The following is a 21,378-nucleotide window of genomic DNA, read 5'->3' as shown; positions in this document are numbered from 1 at the left end:
GTAGTCAACCCCCTTTTTAGGCTATTTTCTGAACAGATATCCAATTATATCTATTTTAATAACATGTATCTTTTTAATCTGCTTATTCGTTCGTTTGATCATATACATCCCTAAATTCTTGATTATAAAAAAAGGGCTGGAAAATAACACAGCTAATAAGAGTCGCACTTCCAAGTAAGTGCCACTCTTATTTTGTAGGATTGATTGTTTCAACAAACACTCGCTTGTCGCTTCATATTTCATCCCCACTCTTATTCTTCACCCTATCCATTCGCCCCTGCTTGCTTATTCTTATATATATGCAGCATATACGCTGTTCCTCCGCCGAGAGCAAAAGCAATCACGCTAAGTGAGATAAGAAAAAAGTCCCCAGCCATCCCAGGATAGATGACAAAGACAGACCCAGCGATAAAACCAATCATAAGCGCGTATGTGGCTGTTTTGTACTGTACAAACAGGTAGGAAATAAGCCGGCTCGTAATCCCAAGTCCGAGAATAATTCCGATTCCAACGGTGAATAGAACAGCTAAGTTAAAGGTAGATAGAGCTTGAATAACTGTTGGATAAACCCCTAAGAGTAAAAAAATGAACGATCCGCTGACCCCTGGTAAAATCATCGCAGTGCTCGCTAGCCAACCGGCAAAAAACAACAGGATATAATCCCCTATAGCAAGCTGGTCCATAATGGTGGTAGGCGAGCTGTCCTTTAGAAGGGTTGTAGCACCAACAATGATCGCACCGAGAAGTAGCACCCCATAATGAATAGGGGTAAATGATTGTATAAAGTTAATGTCCTTTAACAAGGTCGGCACGATTCCAATGATTAAGCCGATAAAAAAGAATAACGTCGGCTGAGGGTATTCGTTCAGCAACCAACTAATAATATGGCTAACAGTCAGCAGGGCTAAACCGATTCCAATCACAAGTGGAATTAAAAACATGACATGCTTTTTACATTGTTTTGTTGTTAAACCATTAATGGCGGTGATTAGAGATTGATAAATTCCGAGAATTAATGCAATCGTTCCGCCACTGACTCCGGGAACAAGATCGCTAATTCCCATCGCCATTCCTTTAAAAAGATTTTTCCATTGAAACAAAGTTCTCTTCTCCTTTATGTAATAGAATCATTAGAGGTTAAAGCGATTGTTTCTAATCCTTTCTTCTTTTTATAGAAGTGCAGCATTCTTAAAGTGTAAACAGAAATTTATCGTTGGGCAATAAACCTATGAATTTTACGTATTTTTTCAAAATATGACAAACGTCTTGGACACAAATCGAAGCAAGCAACACTTTCGTATGGGATAGTTCACGTGTCTCTCCTTCTTTTTTATGACTTCATGAGAGTGATAAGCATCAGCCTCATTTTCAGTAAACGCTTTCAATTGTGACAAATTTGTGATAAGATACAGTTAGCTAAAGACACAATCTAGACACAATTTGTTTGTATGCTCAAGCCTGAAAGGAGTGGTTGTCTATGGATTTGTTTTTTGCTTATATGCTAGTTGCAAGCGCCACACCATTATTTTTGTGGCTTGAACATCGAAAAATAGCGTTAACGAGTATCCCGTTTATTATTATCATGTGGGTGTTGGCTTTAAGTCACATGTTTGAAGGGTTTTTATTTGACCTTCATCACTCCGTTTTTCTTACGGCCTTTTTTGTAAACGTTATTATTGCCCATTTTGCGGCTCTTGTATTGTATGCATATCCGCACATTCGTCCAAAATCTCGCACATTCACGGAATCAATGGACTAGGGTTTATAGAAAAAATGACCTCGGCTAATACCGAGGTCATTTCATTTAGTGTCCTGAGTGATCTTCGTGATCTTCGTGCTCCCCGTGGTTCATGTGATTTTCATGACCTCCATGATCCAAGTGATTTTCATGATCGGTATGAAGGTGGCCTGTCGTTAATACGAGATAAGAGCCAACGACAATAATAACCGCAATGGCGATGGCAAACCACGTATGACCGATCTGTACGGTTCCTGACTTCCCTTCCCCCATATGCATGAACATATGAAGCTGGACCGTCATTTGGATGAAGGCAAAGATGAAAATGACGATCACACGAACATTCCATGACCAATGCGTCTGACTCATAACCCATACGGCCAAAAGCGTAAAAATAATCGAAAGGGCAAAGCCAACAACGTGCATCCAAGGAAAGCTGTGACGGTGAGTGGCCGTTGTTTCTTTTTCATGTGCCATTTACATCCACTCCATTCCAAGCAAGTATACGCCTGTGAAAATCATAATCCAAACGACATCTAAAAAGTGCCAATAAAGGCTTGCGATAAAAAACTTCGATGTTGTTCGTGGCGTTAATCCGCGCTTTTTCATTTGAATGACGAGAAGCACAATCCAGCCAATTCCAATGGATACGTGCAAGCCGTGTGTCCCGAGGAGAAGGAAAAACGCAGACCAATGGGCACTTGCTGATAGTGTTGCTCCTTCATGGGCATAATGGACAAATTCGTAGATCTCAAAGCCGACGAAGCCAAGACCTAAAAGGAGAGTCCAGCCAATCCAGACGAACATCCGGTTCATTCGCCCGGCTCTCATCTCGTGAATCGCGAGCCCGCATGTGAACGAACTTGTTAACAGCAAAAATGTCATGATGAGCACAAGGTTCAAATCAAACAAGTCTGCTGCTCGGACAGCATCAGCATTGCGATCCACAAGGACGAAATAAGAAGCAAACAATGTTGCAAACAAAGCGAATTCAGCACCGAGAAAGATCCAGAAGCCTAAAATATTGTTGCGGCCTTCAGCTGATTGATATTCAAGAGGTTGATTCGGATTTATCGTTTCATGTGCCGCCACTCGCTACGCCCCCTTCGCTTTGCTTTCGATTTCTTGAATTTCTTTTGCGCTTACGTAATACCCCTCATCGTAATCAAACGAACGAAGGATCATGCAAATAAAGATCCCGATGCCACTAATGATCGCCAGTGGAAACCAGCTAAAGACGAGGGCAAAGCTAGCAATAAACATTATAAAGCTCATCACAAACCCAAGCCATGTGTTGCTTGGCATATGGACTTTCTCATAATTCGTATCGGCATGTAGACGAATGCCCTTCTCTTTCATCGTCCAAAAGGCATCACGATCAGTGACTTCCGGTAACTTTGCAAAGTTATAAAATGGTGGTACTGCAGACGATGTTGCCCATTCAAGCGAACGACCGTCCCAAGGGTCTCCCGTCGTTTCTCGCTTTTCATAACGCCAGCTGTAATAAATGTTGTAGACAAATAGGGCAAATCCGATGGCCATCATAAAGGCACCTGCCGTCGAAATTGCATTAAGCGAGAACCAGTTGTCCGACTCTAAATACGTGTAAATCCGGCGCGGCATTCCATCAAGTCCTAGGAAATACTGCGGGAAGAAACATACGTTAAAGCCGATCATGAAAACCCAGAATACCCATTTACCTATCGTTTCATTTAAACGGTGCCCGAACATTTTCGGATACCAGTAAATCAAACCAGCAAAGCAGGCAAATACGGTTCCAGCTATGAGTACATAGTGGAAATGTGACACGAGAAAATACGTGTTGTGATATTGGTAATCAGCTGCGGCCATCGCGAGCATGACCCCTGTTACCCCACCAATGACAAAGTTCGGGATAAACCCAATGGACCAAAGCATCGGTACGGTAAAGCGAATCCTTCCTTTATGGAGCGTGAAAATCCAGTTAAATATTTTCACGCCGGTTGGGATCGAAATGGCCATCGTTGTGATTGAGAAAAAGGAGTTCACAGCTGCACTATTCCCCATCGTAAAGAAATGGTGCACCCATACAAGGAAGCTTAAAAAGGAAATCACAACAATTGAAGCGACCATCGCGTTGTAGCCAAACAGCTTCTTACGGGCAAAGGTCGAAATAATATCCGAGAAAATCCCGAAAGCCGGCAGGATGACAATATACACTTCAGGGTGACCCCAAATCCAGAACAGGTTCGCCCAAAGCATATCAAGTCCTTGTCCTTGTAACGTAAAGAAGGCTGTGCCGAATAACCGATCAAACGTCATCATCGCCAGAGCGACCGTTAATACCGGGAATGCGAGGACGATAATGAGCGATGTAATGAGAACCGTCCATGTAAACATCGGCATTTTCATGAGTGTCATGCCTTTTGTACGCATTTTTAAGATCGTGACGAGAAAGTTAATTCCTGTTGCCAGAGTTCCTATTCCGGAAAGTTGCAGTCCGAGCGCATAAAAGTTCTGTCCGACCCCAGGACTGAAGTCGTTTGAGGCAAGCGGAAAGTAGGACGTCCAACCTGCAGCAGGGGAGCCCCCGATAATAAAGGAAATATTAAAAAGGGCCATTCCGAAAAAGAACGTCCAGAAACTTAAATTGTTCAAAAACGGAAAAGCAACGTCGCGCGCCCCAATTTGCAATGGAACGACAACGTTCATTAAGCCGATCAAAAACGGCATCGCCATGAAAATAATCATGATTGTGCCATGGGTCGTAAAGATTTCATTGTAATGTTGGCTATTTAAAAACGTCATGTTTGGAGCAGCCAACTGCATGCGCATCATGACGGCGTCCACACCACCACGGAATAGCATTAACAAGGCGCATGCGATATACATAATGCCGATTTTCTTATGGTCAACCGTTGTGATCCAGTCTGTCCAAAGCACTTTCCATTTTTTGAAGTACGTAAGGGCGACCACTGTCAAAATCACGGATAGTCCGATAGAAATTTGCGCAGCAAGGATTAACGGGTCACCCGTTACAATAAATTCATCCCATCTCAACGGTAAAACTCCTCTCTTCCGCTGTTTGCACCATCACTCATCATCCAATTCGACTTCATACGTTCTAGTCGTGTCGATCGGTTGACTAAGTGTAGGCATTTCATATGCTTTTCCTTCCCTTGAGTGCGGATTTAATGCCTCATATCCGAGTTCTGCTCGTTTCTCAAGTGAGTATGTGGGATCATCCGCATGATTGACAAACTCAAGATGCGTAGAAGAAAATGTCATCTCCTCTGCATGGCCAGGAACCATCAGATGTGCGTACTCTTCTTCCGATAATGGCGGAGCTTCCGTCTGAACTTCTTCGACCCAAGCATCATAATCTCTTGCGGTGAGGGCGTTGACAACAAAGCGATGCTCAGCAAATCCTTCACCTGTGAAATTTGAGTTGCGACCGTTAAAAGTACCTGTATTATGAGACATCAGATACAATTCCGTTTCCATGCCGGCCATACTGTATTTTTGTCCACCGAGATGCGGTACCCAAAAAGATGCCATCGAATCAGCAGATGTTAATTTAAACAGCACGGGACGATCAACGGGAATGTTAACATAATTGACGGTCTCGATGTTTTCTTCAGGATAACTGAATATCCACTTCCAGTTCACGCTCGTCGCATGAATGACAAGCGGCTCAACTTGGATGTTTTCGGCATTTACCTCAGACACCTCTGGCGCCTCTTCTAAACTATAAATGGTCGTCACGGTCGGTATCGAAAGAATGGTAACGATGATAATTGGCACGATAGTCCAAATAATTTCGAGCTTGTGGCTCCCCTCGATTGACGGGTCGTAATGGTCATTGTTCCCGCGGTCACGGTATTTAACGAGCATAACTGTCAGCAGTACGAATACGACTAACACAATAAAGATCATGAACCAAATGGATAACATGATCAAATCGCTTTGCTGTTCAGCCACTGGACCTTGTGGGTCTAGGACAGTTAAATTACCACAACCAGTTAATACGAGACCGACCATCGCTAGAGCCATCCACTTGAAAATGATCGATGGTGTACTCAACTGTAATCACCTTTCTTTGACAATAAAATAATGAATATGTAGAGCTAAAACGGTTGACGAAATCCTGAGCCATTATGGATGTGTACTCATCCTATCATTTTCGAAAAAAAAGTGCCCGAAATTAAAACGGTTACGTGAAAAATATCACAAATTCGACATAATTTTTTAGACATAAATTTTGAAAAAGTTCCCTATCTTTTTATGAGATGTTACTTCCCCCCTGTTCAAAGGATGGAGCTACGATATACTTACATTAAGATACATTTCCAAAACCAAGATAGGGGCCAATGAGATGAGAGTAATTGTTTTATTGATTATGCTCAGTTTGTGGATTATGTTGAGGTTCTTTTTAAAGACAAAGCTACAAATCTCAAAAAAGAATGGGGGCTATAAACATGAAAGGAAAGAGTTTGCGGTTCTTTTTTATGTTGTGATCGCCGTTGGTGCCCTTGTCCCTCTTATCTATCCAACCGTAAACTTCTTTTTACTGTTCCCGTTTATCGGTGTGCTTGTTAATCTCCTTTTTTCAGTCGAACAATGGATTTATAAGAGAGACTCGAAGCGACATCTTTTTTATTTGTTTGATGCTGCCCACTGGCTCGTGTTTGGAATGACAGCTTTTTTGTTTTTTGCATAAAAGGAACTCCCTCTCTTTTTTTAATTTCTTAATGGAATCGCGGCATCTGTCGTTAATCTAGAAAAAACATGTTTTGCGAGTGTAACAAAACATGTTTTTTCATAGTTAGGTTTATGATGCTCTTGCATTTTTCTTCAAATACCAAATCATGACCGGGACGAGAGCAAGGGCAAGTCTCCCTCCTGCAAGCGACAAAGTAGCATAGCTAGATTGGGCGACGACCATGCCGGACAGAGCCCCTCCTGCTGCGCCCGACAGTCCGACGAGAACATCAATTGTTCCTTGCGTTTTCGCTCGGGTTGCAGGATGGGTTGCATCGACAATCATAGCTGTTCCACTGATTAACCCTAAATTCCACCCGAGTCCTAACAAGGCGAGTGCGATGATCAAAACGGCTAACGAATCACCAGGGGCAACCGCAGCGAGCAGTCCCGCACTAAGTAAAATGACGCCAGAGGTTACCGACATTGTTGTTCGTCCGAGCTTATCGACGAGAACACCTGTCACAAGAGATGGAAGGTACATGGCTCCAATGTGAATGCTAATGACAAGACCGATCTCTTGTAGCCCGTGCCCGTGGTGTTGCATATGGACGGGTGTCATCGTCATAATCGCTACCATGACCATTTGGGTTAAGACCATGACCGTCGTTCCAACAATGATCCCCCGTTTTGCGATGGTTGACATCTTTTCAGTAAGTGGCTTCTCTGTTGTTTGGGTTGAATGGTTATGTTTTTCGTGATCAGCCTCTTGTTTGACGATTGCTTTTGCAACGAGAAATGGATCTGGACGGAGAAACGCAAAAAAGATGAACCCAGCTAGTAAATAAGCGACCGTTGCTAATATAAACGGTCCAGCCAGAGTCGGAACACCGAAGGAACCAGCTACATTTCCCATCACATTCACTAGATTTGGACCAGCAACGGCACCAAATGTCGTCGCGACCATCGCCATACTAATGGCGGTTGCTCGTTGTTTCGGTTTTGCTAAATCAGTCCCTGCATAACGCGCCTGTAGGTTGGTGGCGTTTCCTGCACCGTTTAGAAGCAGTCCAAGAAAGAGAAGGATGACGCTGTTACTTACGGCCGCATAGATAACGATGATCGCACCGACTCCCCCTAACAAGAAGCCAGTTCCTAGCCCTATTCGTCGACCGAACTGATCGGATAATCGACCAACAAAAAAGGCAGCCGCAGCTGAACCGAGCGTTAATAGGGCAGCTGGTATGCCTGCATAGCGGTCGCCCCCTAGCATGTCTTGAGCTAAAAGGGCGCCAACAGTGACCCCCGCTGCGAGGCCCGCACCGCCAAAAATTTGTGACATGATAACAATCAGTAAGGTGCGTTTATATAAGATTTTTTGCTTTATAGGGCTATGGATATACTCTTGGATGCGTCCAGTCTGTTGCTCATTAGGATCGGGAGCTTGAGCAGGTGAATTTGGCATGACTTCCCCTCGTTTTCTATCATTTATTTAGTTTAGCAGCTAAACTATTAGACAAACATTATTCACTTAAAATATCGCGAAGCTTTGAAACACATTGCTCAAAAATGGCGATTTCCTCTTTCGTGAACGATTGTTGCAATTCCTCGTAGAATGCTGCATGCATATCAGCATGAGCACGATATGCCTCCCTTCCTTTGTCGGTAAGTACGACTTGAATCCCTCTAGATACCTTTGGGTGTGCGGTTCGTCTCACAAGTGTTTTTGCTTCCAATCGGTCGACGAGTTGTGACACGGCTCCCTTCGTAACCCCGAGCCGCTCTGCGAGTTCTTTCATAAGTAGTCCTTCATCTGTACCAATTGCATCGATCGTATGAATCTCACTCGGTGTCAGAGCTCCAGCGCGGCCGAACGTTCGCGGTGTACTCTCTAACCTTCGGAGCTGTAAGATCAACCGTCCGAGACGAAGACTTGCATGGTTTTCTGATTGTAAAGGATTGTTATTTTTCATATGTTTAGTTTAGATGCTAAACCAAAGGGTGTCAAGAAAGAAGCTCACTCTTTAACAAGGCCCTTTACAACAAATAAGTAAAAGGGATACGGAAACGATTCGGGGATTGAGGGGTCACACATGAAATAACTTCAAATTATTTCTCTTATTTCCTTTAGCTTGTGATAAAACACGGCCTGACTAACCCCTGTAATAGCGTAATTCTCCTTTACAGTATATCTGTTGTCTTTCGTAATTTAATGGCATGGTCTATTCCTGTGTGTTAGTGAAAAATTATTTCTTTTTTACAGCGAAAGTGATTGCATTTGTTTTTAACAATACATCTCTCTCATCACGAACAATTTTATATTCCAATGGTTTTACTAATTGATTAACTATTTCCCAACCATTATAACTTTGCCTTAATTTACTCAACATATCTTTTGTTTTCATGTTTACTTCCATCATCGCATCTAATTTCTCGTTTGTACTTATATCAATTTCTCTACTTCTGAATTAACAATGATACAGTTTATTCCTTCATTTTTTGTTCCCGATGCCATTTTTTTAATGACTTTTTCAAAAACATTCTCTGATTCAACATGCTCTAATGTTGAAACGGCAACGATTAAATCATATTCATTGGTTTTCTAGATCGATAGGACCACATGCATCTAGCCAGTTTTCATCAGACAAAACGCGAATGTTATGTTTGGCAAGCAGGGCCGTCGTAACCCCTTGACCGGCTATGGTCTCATTTTTAAATTTTCCGTTATAGATCTTAGTGCTCCCACAAGAAGGGCTGTTCTCTTTCAACACAACGACGGAGGTACCTACTTCCTGGGCAAATTTTAACGTTTCATAAGCACCTTTTATGTAAAGATCTGTTACGTCTCGTCCCGATTTTTCGATCACCTTTGCTGTCCCATTGAGAACATCCTCTCCAGTCCCACCAACAATTTCTGCTGGCTCCCTCGGTGTTGAAAACCCAGCGAGCAATTCTGGACAAACCATAGTCGCTTTTCCAGCTTCGATTAAAGCTGCAATCTTTTCGTTAAGGCAATGAGAACCGTTGTACCTTACGTGACGGCCGGCTAAGCATGAGCTAACTAGGATCATTAGAAATCTCTTCCTTCTATTCGATTTAATTCCACTCTCAATGACAATATAAAGCGGCCTGCAAGGCAGTAAGATTCCTTCATCTCCCCCTGCCTTCTTACCATTGTGAATCTAGTAGGAAATGTTTGTAATGAGTATAACATGAATCCCTTACAGAAGGTGTTTCTGAAATATTCACGTAACATTTGTCATAGTATGAATCAAACTTTCTCATTAAGTGTACGTTTTTACAGCATTCGTTTCCTCTGTACTTAATGATTTGGAGCAGGTTCATTTGGATATTAGAAGTGCTAAAATATGAAACACATAACCTGCTATCCGCGTCTATAGCACCTTATTGTCATAGGTAACAAGAACCGCTTTTTTTGTTGTTTTAACGTATTTTTAACCTAGCTGAGATCTTCTAACCCGACTGTATATATACAATAGACATAAAGGGACATGAAGCGTGAAGAAAGGTAGGATACTATGGTACAGTTAATCAAAAAGTACGAGGACTTATTATGTCTTTTAGAGAGGACATTTTGGTTTGACCTGTTTTATCGAAAATGGACCATTGGGTGGAGCTGCTATATCGGACTTAGATGTTTATCGGCAGCAAAGTCTTCAAGGTGGATTAGGTTTTACAGAACAGAAACTTATACAGATTTTTGAAGATTTTGCTGTGATTGAAATAAGAAAAATGAAAGAGTACCCTAGTGATTCTAGTCGCTTTGGGGTGAATGGGTTATTGACGGCTCTATTTCAAAAGAAAAAAGTTGACTAGGTAAAATAGGACTGCCTTTTTCTGCGCAGTCCCAAAAACGTTTATAAGGTTAGTCACTTCTTCTCCGCATTCTTTTCCATACGTTTGTTACGAACGATAAAGTAGCCGATAACGCACAAAATAAGTAGGAATAAAAGAAAACTAGATTTAAATAAATATTTTTCAACAATATACCATTTGTTTCCGATTTCATGTCCTAATGTAATAAAAACAAGACACCAGATGAAAGCACCTGTATAAGCGTATAGTGAAAACGTTCTGAATTTGCACTTAGACAATCCTGATAAGTAGCCTGTTACATGACGAACGCCGGGAAGAAAATAACCGATGAACAAGAGAATGGGCCCATATTTTCGGAACAATGCCTGCGCATGGTCAATTTTCTGATGAGAAATGTGAAATTTTGGCCCGTATTTCATTAAAAACGGAAGGCCAAGTTTTGTTCCTAAAAAGTAACTAATGGAAATTCCAAGAGTCGCGCCGAGAAATGAGGCAAGTAAAGCTAATACATATGACATTTTCCCAAGTGAAATATAGTATCCAACCAGAGTGAGTAAAACCTCATCTGGAATCGGAAGTCCTACAATTCCCCCAGTTAGGATTAAGATAAGTGCGATGTAACCATATTTTATAAGTAAAAATTCAAATAATTCCATGACGCCCCTCGATTGATTTGAATTATTTTTCTCTCTTTTTTCTGCATGTATTCTTGATGCAGTAACACCAAGGTGCTAACTATACTGTAATGAACGGATCGGTTCATTGCTATCGCAAAACCTTTAAACAGCCTTACAGTTTTGTAAGGTCGTAGATAACTAGCAATCAATAAAGAAAAAGCCCCCTCCAGTTATGTACGAGAAAGGACTTCCTTTGGTACATCTTTTGGACGTGCATTTTTTCTATGTCGATTCCTGTCATGGTCGTTACTTTTCATTATAGCAAGAAAATACAAAGGCAGGGGGAAGATTTCGATAGACACGCTCGACCGTCATTTGGTTAAAAAATTGAGTAAACAATCGTACCTTGGTTTGTGTGTATTGAAAGGTAATAAACTTTCCTTTAACTCCTAATAAATATCGAGCTTTATTCAATATAGCATTGGAAACATGAAGAGGTAAACTAGCAAATGGCAATCCGGAAATAATATAATCTACAAACGGAATGTTATGTTCTTTTACGTATGTTTCAATATGTTCCGCTGACCCATTAATGATAATGACATTTTTTTCGTCTTGATACTTTTCGTTGAGGATACAAAAAAACTCTCGATTATGTTCAATGATCATGACAACCGTATCAGGGTGCCTGTAGCGGAGAATCTTATCCGTAAATACACCCGTTCCTGGTCCGTATTCTATAATATATTTCGCTTGTTCGAAGCAGACACTCGCCATCATTTTTTCTGCTAAATAGTCTGAACTTGGAAGAATAGCACCAATCGTTCTAGGATTTAAAAGGAATTCACGAACAAACAACGTTGCTTTCACGCGGCATCGCTCCATTTTTTCATCATATGCTACTAGTTTATCGTGGAAATATAAAGAAATAGGGTGGAAAATTCTTAAGAAAGGCTTAATTTTCATAGGAAAACGAGCCCATATAATCGGACTCGTTATACGAAGATCTCTTGAAAAAACTCTTTTGACACCTTTTACCGGTGAACAATCGGAAGGTCTGCCCCGTTTTTAAGGAACAACGGGATTTGTTTTAATGGTGCATCTACGGTTATCTGTTGTCCACCTTCAAAAGACTGTCCAGAATAAGGGTTCGACCAATCTGCTCCCTTAGGCAAATAGACAGGGCGGCTTCGCTCTCCTTCTTTTAGAATAGGAGCAACTAAAATATCTGGACCAAACATGTACTGATCATCCACTTCCCAAGCGTGCTCGTCCTCGTGAAAGTCATAGAATAGTGGTCTCATAGGCGGAGTACCTTTTACATGAGCTTCTTTCATAAGGCCAGTAATATAAGGGCGGAGTCTTTCGCGTACATGTAAAAGATCCTTTATGATTTCGTAGGCCTCTTCTCCATAACTCCATACCTCATTGGCCGCGCCGCTAGGGCATTGTCCTCCCCCAGTCGTTCCGATCGGCTTTTGACTAGGCAATCTGTCTCCATGAAGTCGAAATACAGGGCAAAATACACCATACTGGAACCAGCGAATGATACATTCCTGGAACGAAGGATCTTCGGGATTACCGCCGTGAAAACCTCCAAGTCTTCTATTGCCGTATACGAAGCACGAATTCGCAGGGCATCCTTTCCCCAAGGTTCAATCCATAGTATCTCAGAATCGCACTCTCTCACGAGGCGATTTTCATTGATTTTGAACACAGGATAATCCCTCCATTTTATCTAGGGGTGATTAAATCAGTGGCTTTACTATCTAAACCTTTCTCCAACCAACGACTTTTTGTATATTTCTTTTGAAAACTTACCGGAACGGTTCACTTCGCTGTTACCGCTTTTCATGAATAGATAAACGAATGATTGTCCTTCCTCAAATGGCTCGACTTGAATGTGTTTATAAGTAACATCCCTTACCGCGTTTCGATCGCTTGCATTAATCGCTAATGCTCCCCCAATAATCCTGCTGGGGTTCATGATGTTCTTAAATATCGATGTTTTCATAGTGGATTTTTCCAATAAGGTCTCCGCCTCCATGGTATCCCCTTGTTTTCCGATCATCAAAGGATGCGCCACAGCTGCCCATAATACGCAATTTGTCACCTTCGACGGGCACTTTATAGACATACAGGTTTTGCCAAGGTCCATTTAAAGGACGGACCTTTATTGAAAAATCATCACGACCAACCGCTTCATCGGGAGCAGAATAAGAGATCACTTTGTTCATGTGTACCTCCTTTCGTTAGGCTACACTTATTTTCCTTCATACCAGTAGCCATTACGCAGCTTTTCAAGTCGCATTAACGCCTCGGTGTAAAAGTAGTCTCCCCAAATGACGTAATCGTCTGGTGCGTGACCGATGCGTACGCTGTAAGACCCTCTTTTGATCAGACCTTGAGCGTCTTTTTCTGAAGCATAATTTTCAACCAATGATGCCATTTGCTTTTGCACAGATTGTTGAAGAAAGGCTTTATCCGCATCTGTCTCTTGTAAATGGGAGAGAAGCTCAAGAATTCCCGCATGAAGCGATCGCAGATGCTGAGCTGTCCCGTAAAATTCCTGACCAAAACCCATTTGTTCACTCATTGTTGTTATTGAGCTCATAATGTTCTCCATCTTCGCTCACGTGGGGGAATCGTCCGTTGAAGCGTTCGATATTGGTAAGGGTCTTTACAGCTACATCTGTCATGGCTTGTTTCCACATCATTAACTCTTCCCTTCTTTTTGGAGGGTCTTCATTCATGTTGATCAGCAAATGGAAAACGTTTTCAATCATTATTCTAGCAATCGCTAAAAGAAATAAATATAAGTGTGTTAAGACAAAATGGTACATCGTTGCGATTTGAATTTTTTAATAAAAAAAGAATGGTCTCATATTGGGAGAGAAATCATCGCCTCAGTCAATATTGAATATATCCCATAAAGCATTTAAACCATCCATCTTTTTTTACAATGAATATAAAACATGGAAATGCCGAAAAATAATCGTATCATTACTTCTCAAGGAGGTATCACGATGTTAAATACGCAGCGTGCACAGGAAATTGCCGCTTCACCGATTATGGCGAATGTAACGTATCAAGAGGTACCGATCTATATTCAACATGTGGACGAACAAAATGAAACTGCGCGAATTTATCCATTAGACAACCCAGAGCTTGAGCAAGATGTACCATTGTCCCAGTTAATGGAGCATTAAAAACCAACATTACTAGCATAAGTGTAATGGTGTCGTGAACATTATAGTGGATTAGAGACATTAGCTCCTTCTTTAGAAAAAAAGGAGAAGGTACTATCGGAACACAAAAACAAAAAAGAAAGCGTGTAATTTGCTTTCTTTTTTGTCGGTGAGATGTTCTTATAAGAGGTTCTTCCGCATTTTTCGGATATACATGATTTGACCAATGTGGTAGGCATTATGGGTTGTCGTGTTTCCGATTAGTGCCCACCACTCTGCATGTACAGGAAATCCGTTGACTTTCGACTCTAATGCTTCTTCTGTCAAGAGATCTTGCCAACGTAATAGTACCTTTAATAGTTCCTCTTTTAGTTCTGAAAAGGTTTTCCCATTTGGGATGACGAAACTTAGGTCATTGTTTTCAAGTGGCGGGACAGCTTCTGTATGTGACTTTTTGTAGCGAAGTTGCCATGTTTCATTCCAGTAGATAAGATGCTGGACAATTTCCCCAATACTATGGCTTTCTTTGTCGGGTTTCCAAAACGCATCCTCTTCTGATAGCCCTTCAACAGATTCTTGAAAAGAGACATACCAACTAGGATCATTTGCATTTGCCAGTAATTGATCTAATAACAATTCTTTCACATGCACCAGCATCATTCCCCCATTTGTAAGTAGTGTTTTTTCCATTGATCGTCCTTCGTTATTGAGTAAACGGTACTTTACATCATGACCTTATCCTTTATTGATGTAAATAATTTACTAACACCTGAAGTTCAGAACGGAATAAAGTACTGCTGAGCCCCTAATTTTTACCCGGTTACCGAACAGAGCGATCAATTAAACATGAAACCAACTGAAACAAGCAACCTGAGTCCATACTAGTATAAAACTCAGGTTGCATTAGATATGTTTTAATTTTGTACTCAAAAGTTGTTACTTCATGTTGGGCGTGTAGTTTGCATAAACATAGCTCACTTTTTGGCAACAATAAAAACGCGGCCTTCACCTTCTGGATTTTCTAAAGGGCTGGATAAATCTTTTAAACGAGCAAAGTGGACCTGCTGCCATCCAATTGCTAAAAGAGTTTCTTTTACAGTTTTTAATTCAAAGGCACAATTGTGAACAGAATGAACAAATCGTTTATAGAGTCCGTCCTCTTGTTTTGTAAATCCTGTCATATTTGTGATGGCTCGAGCAGTGTGCTCATCATAAAAGCTTCTCGAAACAATCATTGAATCTTCATTATCCTCTACAACGATATTTGTCCAACCTTTAAGTCCTTGTTTTGTGTTTAAGTCAAAAATAAAAATGCCATCTTTACTCGTAACGTGATAAACACACTTAAAGCACTCTCTTAATGCTTTTATATCTGGCAAGTGGTTAAGGGCATCAAACGTAGAAACAACCAATCCGAATTGTTCATCTAATGTAAAATTGGTGACGTCCCCTTCGATAAAGTTTGCTTGGCCTGATTTGACAAAACGAGAATTATTCTTTTTGGCATAGTGCAACATCCCTGGAGAGAGGTCAATTCCTGTCACATCGTACTCTTTTTTTAAGAAAAAGTAAGCTAGATGACCAGTACCGCAGCATAAATCTAGTACCTTTTTGTTCTTTTCATGAATATCATGTTGAGTAAAATATTGATGAATGCGTGGAGCCGCCTGTAAAGCAAAGCTCGACCACTTTTGATTATATAAACTAGCAAAAATCTCTCCGTAAGATGATTCCATTTACTATCAACTCCATTATTTGCTTTGATATCGTAACGAGATTTCCTGCAATAATCCTTTGACCAAGGTGAGAAGTTGTTTTTGTACGCCCTCATCTAATTCGCCTTTCTCGTTTAGCTCCTTCTCGCACACTGCCAGTTGTTGAGGAATCACATGTGCGTGTAAAGAACGAAAAATGAGCCGTAAAGAATTTAACGTATTTATTCCCGCTTTCATGCCCCCTGAGGAAGATACTAGAGCAACTGGCTTTTGCATGAATCCAGAGCCGTCCTGGTAATCTAAAAGGTTTTTCAACGCGCCAGAGTAGCCTCCATGGTATTCTGGGGATCCTATGACAAAGGCATCAGCTGATTGAATCGTTTTAGATACCTTTTGCATTTCATCTGTCATTGGTTTTAGTGGATGATACAACGGAAAGTTTGTTTCTAATACACAAATCATGTCCGTGTCATGTCCTTGTTTATCAAGGACTTTACCAATCCTTTTTAAAATACTTTTACTTGTTGAATTCGGATTCATACTTCCGCTGATTAAAACAATTTTAGCCATTAACGGTTTCCTCCCCTTACCTTTTTTAAACGCTTTACACGATCAACTAATGACTTGACCTCTTTATCTTCTTTTAATTCAAGGGATTTTTCTAAAAAAGTTAAGCCCGCTTCGTATTGATAAGTGCGAATGGAACTAATCCCTAATATTTTCAATCCGACTGGTCGATTTGGAAACTTTCTTACAAAGGGGCTTAATAGTTTAAAAGCATCTATTTCTCTTCTGGTTCGAATATAGAGCATCCCCAACCCTTCTATTGCCCATTCATGATGAGGACCGTTTATATGTGACAAGTACCATTCCTCTAACTCCTCTTTTTTTCCAAGTTTTTTAAGTGCATGAGTATACAAGGACATATACTCAAATCGAGTTGGATGGTTACGACATAATATGGTCAGACCTTCGGCTGCTTGCTCCCACTCCTCTTGGATCACCGCACATTGAACAAGATTATGCCAAGCCTTTTCGTGTTCTCGGTTTTTAGATACTGCTTCTTTCCAATAATTCATCGCAGAGGCTTTATGACCATAAGCGTAATGAATATTTCCCAAATGAAAAAGCGGCTCAGCGTCGTTTTTCAAAAGGAGCAGGACACGCCAAAATGTAGAAATGACTAAAAACCGGAACCTTGATTTTCTATGTTGAGATCGTTCTTCTAGCTTGTTCAATCAATATACCTCCCTGTCTAAGCTTCTTCACTAACTGACGAACTGAGGCATGTTGTTTCTTTGGAAATCTTTTTAATAAGTCTCCTATCTCTATGGCATGATCACACGTTCTTAGTACCGTTGAAACTGCAGAATTTATTAAAATAAAGCGATCTTTCTCTAGATCATAGAGCACATTAACCTCTTTTTGTATAACTGGGTCTGAAGAATATGTCTTCTCTTGACCTGGTACTGTAAGTTGGACCCCTTTTTCTAAATCGGTTGGTGAAAAAGGGAGGGTAACGTTTTGGATTTTAGATGAAAGGACAACTTTTATATGATCGTCCATGTTGATTTCTTGCACATCTTCCTCTTCTTTTGTATTAGAAAGATAAAGTTTCGTGTCATCCACTGCGAGAACATCACGGGGAAAATCTTTTCTTGTTTTTCTTTGCACTTGTGACACGAGCGAAGTCGCTAATGTGTAAAAATGTTCGCTGTCCCAGCCAGTATACGTACGAAACGGAAATCCTCGTTGTAAGTCCATGCTTGGCTTTTGTTCGGGTATCCAAGTAATTCCATAGTCTTTCGGCCGATTCCAAAATGGGCTATTTTCATATAACCGGAATAGTTTAAAGCGAATGTTACGATCAACCCACTCCTGATGATCTGAAAGAAAGGTGATGAATGCACGGAAGTCTTCTGGAGAGCTTAAAGGGTATCCTAGAACGATCGAGTGATAAACTGGGATATTGGCCTCCTTGCAAGCTCTCCAAGTTTGTAGCATGTTTTCTTTTACAACGTCTACTGAGTCCGTGGCGAGCCAACCCTTTAGCTCCCAATGGATCCATTCAACTCCCTTACTTTTAAGCATTTCAATATCATCTCCACTCAAGAATTGGTCAAATTTAAGATAGAATCCCCATCGGAATCGTTCTAGTATTTCTCCCCACTTGAGTGCATCTATTGCGGTTGTCGGTTGATACAAGTAAAAACGTATAGTTGGACTATGCTCCCCTGTTAACCATGCACAAAAGGATAAATCATTGATCCACTCTTTACGCAAACGTATGTCATCATAAGGTGTCCAATAATCACTAATCTTTAAGTCATCGTATCCCCACTTGATTACTGGATTGTTAATGCGTCGAACAGATGAAAGAGATTGAATGAAATCATTAGGGTGAGTGACAGCAACGACTTTATCTATAGAAGAAGGTGGTCTAGTAATTAGGTTTGCACCAAATTCAGCAAAAAAAGGCCCGGCCCATGAAATGTTTATGTTCGGATACTTTTTGTGAATCAAATAAGTTAACGTATAGGTTGGAATCAATTGTTGATCCGCTTCAACCCAAATGATCCACTCCGTTGCACGCTCTTCGATCATAGACATTAAAAAGTGATAGAATGGGTTACTAGGATGTTCTATGCTTTTATATAGTTGCTCTGTACTCTCTGTGGAGAACATTAAATTTGCGTCATTAAGAGCTAGTTGGGTTGGTGTGTATGGCAGTTGAAATAATTCTAATGCGTAACGAATAACGGTTCGTGCTTCCTCCCTTTTATTTAGATCTTCTGAGCTTTTCATCATCTTAACGGCTTCAACTAGCTTGTTTTCAACATGTTCTCGTCTTAAAAAGGCTTTTAACAAGCCATAAACATACTCTATTTTATTGGGGGGGATTTCCTGTTGTTCAGACCAGTAATTCCAATCTCCTTCAAGGGTCTTGTAACGACTTTTTACTTCTTCTAAATCTAAAACATACTCCCAAAAGTTTTGATTGAAATCTAACAAATGTATGTCTATACCTGAGGAGCGAGCGGAAGCGATGCAAGAAGATAAAAGAAATGGAATCTCGGAAGGGTCTCTAAGTGGTGGATAAACTACATTAATCGATTGGGACATGGTCATTAACTCCTTTCAACAAAATAACTCAGCCTTATTTCAGCGGTGTGAGTTTTTTGATCTTCTTTAGAAAGCCATAGCTCCGACAAGTTTGGTAACATCTCGCTGAACGTACAATTCTCTCCGTCTGGCCAAAGTCCCTCCAACATCTCTATAAGAAAATAACTAGTGAAATTTACATAGACAGGCTTTGGTTGGCCAGGAAGTTTTGCAAATCCCTCTTTAGGGAGACTTTCTTTTAAGTGAAATCGGTATGCCTCATAAAATAATTCGATTGAAGAGCCCGTGTGTTTTTTGCTCCAGATGTCCTGTTTTGAAATGTGCCATTTAGCACGTTGAACGACAAGGTCTCCTAACATCAAACGTGGAGTTGATTCGCCTGTTCTGATCGAGAAAGATACGGCTCGGGGCAATGAAAAAAACGAGTGAACCATTGTATTTAACTCCCCATTATACGTATAAAAAACCTCTTCATGATCAGGAAGTGTTAGCGCTAGCCCCTCTTTCGTGTAGGTTACTTTTAATTGACTTAACGGAATTTTTTCATTTGGGCTGTTTGAAAAGCTGTTCATTTGGATCGTTGTACCTGGATATTCAAAAGGTACAATTTTAAAGCGTTTGCTTGAGAGCATGTTAAGCATTCGAAGGTGTTGCGTACTTTTTTGTATTTTCTTTACTAATTGTTCATTCACTTTGTCTTTTTCTGGATGAAATTGTAAGGCCCATCCCCAAACCATAATCGTGTCATGTATTTCGCCTAAAATGACTTGATAGGAATCATCATCTTTTTTAGCTATCATGAGATCAGGAGAAGTTAACCATGCCATGTCACGATCAAAGTCTTGGTATTCTAAAGAAAGATGGACAACTGATTTAGGATTACTCGCTACTTCATGGGTAATGGCCTCCTCTATTTCTGTTTTTATTGATTGCCATCGCTTTTCCCACGTATGTACATCTGGGTGATTAGAAAGGTCGCGAACGAATTTCAGAAATGGTACAGAATCTTCATTTGGATACATCGTCTTAAAAATCTCTTGAGCCAATGCTTGTTCTTGTTTCCGCCTCTGTTCCCCGTGTTTAGCGCAAATCGATAGCCACTTAGGTACATCTTGCTTAAGAACGTGCTTAATGGACCCACCAATTTTAATATTGTTTAACGGTCCATGACACTCTTCATACAAAAGATTTCGATCTGCATAAATCTCCCCGCCTAAACGCCTAGGCTGTTCACCTGTCCACTCAGTAAAAGTTGACTCCAATTTGTGAAATAGCTCTTGTTTCTGCCCAAGCGTCATGTAAGGATAAGCTTGTTTGACTTTCCAAAGCCATTCCAATCTTTCTTGCCATAGTGATAGGTCGGGATGTTCAACATCTTTAATTTTAAGTATCCAACTCCTTAATTCGTTTAAACTATCCGGCTCTGTGATCGATAGAGGGATCTCAATTAGGATCAATCTCTTTTTTTCTAATAGTCGAAGCTTTTTTGCTAACCATGCCACAGGCTGAGAAAGTTTTTTTGCGAGCTGCTCAATTGATTGATTTTCATAGGTTAAATGTTTGATGATATCCGCGTATGGCTTTGGAAATTTGACCATTTTCTCTAAAATGGGAGAATGAATTGAATCACCTGTTTTTGTATACTGATAGGAAAGTTTTACATTTAGATAAGGAAAGAATACGTCACATTCTTTCATTTGTGCTGCTAATACTTTGATTGACCAATAAGGCATAAAAGCTCTCCGTTCAGTTTCCTTCTGATTGAAATTATATTCAATGTCTTGTTGTTCTGAGGTTAACACTCCATACTGAATAGGACCAAAGAAGCTCGTGGTTTCATTTTTTGTACACAGTCTTTGTAAATAGGAAATTAACTGTCGTTCAATTCGCTTGATATTTGTGTTCCGTTTTTGTAAAGAAGAGTGAACATAAGGGACAACTGCGTTTTTATACATTGAAGGACTTTGTTGAAAAATGGCTTCCTGCAATCGGGGATTTTTATAAATCTCCTGTAGGAATAATTGCTTTTCCACTAATTCTGCCTCGAATGACTCACGAGCTTTTGTCCAATTTTTTTCTTGAAGGCGACGTTTTCTTTCATAACTTTCGATTTCTTGAGTTAAGGATTGATCAAACCCTTTCTGTTTCATTAAATGAATGAATTCATCTGTAACTTTCTTTCTTTTCCCTACTAGCTTGCGAATTCTTTGCCAATCTTGTCGGGCATTACTAGGGATATGACAAGTTTGTTCTAATGTTTTTAACCGCTCAACCAATTCATTTAAAGATTGTTCGGTTTGATAACATAGATCGAACATTGTTGTCGTTTTATGAAAGCACAGCTTTTCGATCCACTCGGCAGGAAATCCAGTTGAGCGTAAAATGCAATCGGAAAAATAGCTCCATTTGCTTATTTGAGAATCTTTTGTCTGAGAACGATTAGACTTAGGTGAGAGATTTGAAATGCTAATGATCATCAG

The 21,378-nt window shown here is 40.5% G+C and carries 22 protein-coding genes and 2 pseudogenes; 4 read left to right on the top strand and 20 right to left on the bottom strand.

Going from position 1 to position 21,378, the window contains the following annotated elements; translation table 11 throughout:
* Positions 1-263: 263 nt before the first annotated feature.
* Positions 264-1,100, bottom strand: a complete 837-nt coding sequence (locus FED51_RS10770) for a DUF368 domain-containing protein (RefSeq protein WP_053431123.1) — start codon at positions 1,098-1,100, stop codon at positions 264-266.
* Positions 1,101-1,477: 377 nt separating this feature from the next.
* Between FED51_RS10770 and ywcE the strand changes: the two genes are divergently transcribed.
* On the top strand, positions 1,478-1,759 hold the full coding sequence (gene ywcE, locus FED51_RS10765) for a spore morphogenesis/germination protein YwcE (protein WP_010898226.1): 282 nt from the start codon (positions 1,478-1,480) through the stop codon (positions 1,757-1,759).
* 138 nt (positions 1,760-1,897) lie between these two features.
* On the opposite strand, the pseudogene qoxD reads toward ywcE, so the two are convergent.
* From qoxD to qoxA, 4 genes and pseudogenes are all read right to left on the bottom strand, one after another.
* Positions 1,898-2,215, bottom strand: a pseudogene (gene qoxD, locus FED51_RS10760) (cytochrome aa3 quinol oxidase subunit IV); the annotation flags it as partial.
* Positions 2,216-2,830: a cytochrome aa3 quinol oxidase subunit III gene (qoxC, locus tag FED51_RS10755; RefSeq protein WP_053431125.1), complete on the bottom strand. Its 615-nt coding sequence runs from the start codon at positions 2,828-2,830 to the stop codon at positions 2,216-2,218.
* Between the two features lie 3 nt (positions 2,831-2,833).
* A complete protein-coding gene (qoxB, locus tag FED51_RS10750) occupies positions 2,834-4,777 on the bottom strand; it encodes a cytochrome aa3 quinol oxidase subunit I (protein ID WP_053431126.1) in 1,944 nt (647 codons plus the stop codon).
* 33 nt (positions 4,778-4,810) lie between these two features.
* Complete coding sequence (qoxA, locus tag FED51_RS10745; protein WP_053431971.1) at positions 4,811-5,770, bottom strand: cytochrome aa3 quinol oxidase subunit II; 960 nt, start codon at positions 5,768-5,770, stop codon at positions 4,811-4,813.
* A gap of 322 nt (positions 5,771-6,092) precedes the next feature.
* On the opposite strand from qoxA, the gene FED51_RS10740 reads away from it, so the two are divergent.
* Positions 6,093-6,437, top strand: a complete 345-nt coding sequence (locus tag FED51_RS10740) for a DUF4181 domain-containing protein (RefSeq protein WP_053431127.1) — start codon at positions 6,093-6,095, stop codon at positions 6,435-6,437.
* A 111-nt stretch (positions 6,438-6,548) separates the two neighbouring features.
* Here the strand turns inward: FED51_RS10740 and FED51_RS10735 are convergent, their stop codons facing one another.
* The 4 genes and pseudogenes from FED51_RS10735 to FED51_RS10720 form a co-directional block, all read right to left on the bottom strand.
* Complete coding sequence (locus tag FED51_RS10735; protein ID WP_053431128.1) at positions 6,549-7,883, bottom strand: MFS transporter; 1,335 nt, start codon at positions 7,881-7,883, stop codon at positions 6,549-6,551.
* Positions 7,884-7,941: 58 nt separating this feature from the next.
* Positions 7,942-8,391 carry a MarR family winged helix-turn-helix transcriptional regulator gene (locus tag FED51_RS10730; RefSeq protein ID WP_053431129.1) on the bottom strand — a complete coding sequence of 150 codons (450 nt, stop codon included), beginning with the start codon at positions 8,389-8,391 and terminating at the stop codon, positions 7,942-7,944.
* 273 nt (positions 8,392-8,664) lie between these two features.
* Positions 8,665-9,014: pseudogene (locus FED51_RS21750) on the bottom strand (class I SAM-dependent methyltransferase); the annotation flags it as partial.
* Positions 9,010-9,489, bottom strand: a complete 480-nt coding sequence (locus tag FED51_RS10720; protein ID WP_053431130.1) for a 2-thiouracil desulfurase family protein — start codon at positions 9,487-9,489, stop codon at positions 9,010-9,012. The gene FED51_RS10720 and the pseudogene FED51_RS21750, both read right to left, overlap by 5 nt.
* 529 nt (positions 9,490-10,018) lie before the next feature.
* On the opposite strand from FED51_RS10720, the gene FED51_RS10715 reads away from it, so the two are divergent.
* Positions 10,019-10,255: a hypothetical protein gene (locus tag FED51_RS10715; RefSeq protein ID WP_175414320.1), complete on the top strand. Its 237-nt coding sequence runs from the start codon at positions 10,019-10,021 to the stop codon at positions 10,253-10,255.
* A gap of 53 nt (positions 10,256-10,308) precedes the next feature.
* On the opposite strand, the gene FED51_RS10710 is transcribed toward FED51_RS10715, so the two are convergent.
* The 5 genes from FED51_RS10710 to FED51_RS10690 form a co-directional block, all read right to left on the bottom strand.
* Positions 10,309-10,911: a DedA family protein gene (locus FED51_RS10710; RefSeq protein WP_010898215.1), complete on the bottom strand. Its 603-nt coding sequence runs from the start codon at positions 10,909-10,911 to the stop codon at positions 10,309-10,311.
* A 267-nt stretch (positions 10,912-11,178) separates the two neighbouring features.
* Complete coding sequence (locus tag FED51_RS10705; protein WP_010898214.1) at positions 11,179-11,742, bottom strand: class I SAM-dependent methyltransferase; 564 nt, start codon at positions 11,740-11,742, stop codon at positions 11,179-11,181.
* A 164-nt stretch (positions 11,743-11,906) separates the two neighbouring features.
* Positions 11,907-12,524, bottom strand: coding sequence for a TIM-barrel domain-containing protein (locus tag FED51_RS10700; protein WP_233443759.1), 618 nt, complete (start codon positions 12,522-12,524; stop codon positions 11,907-11,909).
* Between the two features lie 342 nt (positions 12,525-12,866).
* A complete protein-coding gene (locus FED51_RS10695; RefSeq protein WP_053431134.1) occupies positions 12,867-13,109 on the bottom strand; it encodes a hypothetical protein in 243 nt (80 codons plus the stop codon).
* A gap of 26 nt (positions 13,110-13,135) precedes the next feature.
* The gene (locus FED51_RS10690; protein ID WP_233443757.1) at positions 13,136-13,486 is read right to left on the bottom strand and encodes a glycoside hydrolase family 88 protein; all 351 of its coding nucleotides are present in this window, start codon (positions 13,484-13,486) and stop codon (positions 13,136-13,138) included.
* A 412-nt stretch (positions 13,487-13,898) separates the two neighbouring features.
* On the opposite strand from FED51_RS10690, the gene FED51_RS10685 reads away from it, so the two are divergent.
* Positions 13,899-14,081, top strand: a complete 183-nt coding sequence (locus FED51_RS10685; protein WP_010898211.1) for a small acid-soluble spore protein H — start codon at positions 13,899-13,901, stop codon at positions 14,079-14,081.
* A 159-nt stretch (positions 14,082-14,240) separates the two neighbouring features.
* Here the strand turns inward: FED51_RS10685 and FED51_RS10680 are convergent, their stop codons facing one another.
* The 6 genes from FED51_RS10680 to FED51_RS10655 form a co-directional block, all read right to left on the bottom strand.
* Complete coding sequence (locus FED51_RS10680) at positions 14,241-14,750, bottom strand: DinB family protein (RefSeq protein WP_010898210.1); 510 nt, start codon at positions 14,748-14,750, stop codon at positions 14,241-14,243.
* Positions 14,751-15,034: 284 nt separating this feature from the next.
* Positions 15,035-15,796 carry a class I SAM-dependent DNA methyltransferase gene (locus tag FED51_RS10675; RefSeq protein ID WP_053431136.1) on the bottom strand — a complete coding sequence of 254 codons (762 nt, stop codon included), beginning with the start codon at positions 15,794-15,796 and terminating at the stop codon, positions 15,035-15,037.
* 15 nt (positions 15,797-15,811) lie between these two features.
* Entirely contained in the window at positions 15,812-16,345 is a 534-nt protein-coding gene (locus FED51_RS10670; RefSeq protein WP_053431137.1) for an NADPH-dependent FMN reductase, read from the bottom strand.
* The gene (locus FED51_RS10665; protein WP_053431138.1) at positions 16,345-17,013 is read right to left on the bottom strand and encodes a tetratricopeptide repeat protein; all 669 of its coding nucleotides are present in this window, start codon (positions 17,011-17,013) and stop codon (positions 16,345-16,347) included. The genes FED51_RS10670 and FED51_RS10665 overlap by 1 nt, the downstream gene beginning before the upstream one ends.
* Entirely contained in the window at positions 16,982-18,898 is a 1,917-nt protein-coding gene (locus FED51_RS10660) for a radical SAM protein (protein ID WP_053431139.1), read from the bottom strand. The genes FED51_RS10665 and FED51_RS10660 overlap by 32 nt, the downstream gene beginning before the upstream one ends.
* A 5-nt stretch (positions 18,899-18,903) precedes the next feature.
* Positions 18,904-21,375 (bottom strand): lantibiotic dehydratase, encoded by a 2,472-nt coding sequence (locus FED51_RS10655; protein WP_053431140.1) that lies wholly within the window; start codon positions 21,373-21,375, stop codon positions 18,904-18,906.
* Positions 21,376-21,378: the final 3 nt, after the last annotated feature.

Origin of the sequence: Halalkalibacterium halodurans, from assembly GCF_005671335.1 — a bacterium.
GTDB lineage: Bacteria > Bacillota > Bacilli > Bacillales > Bacillaceae_D > Halalkalibacterium > Halalkalibacterium halodurans.
This window is presented reverse-complemented; position numbering and strand designations above follow the sequence as displayed.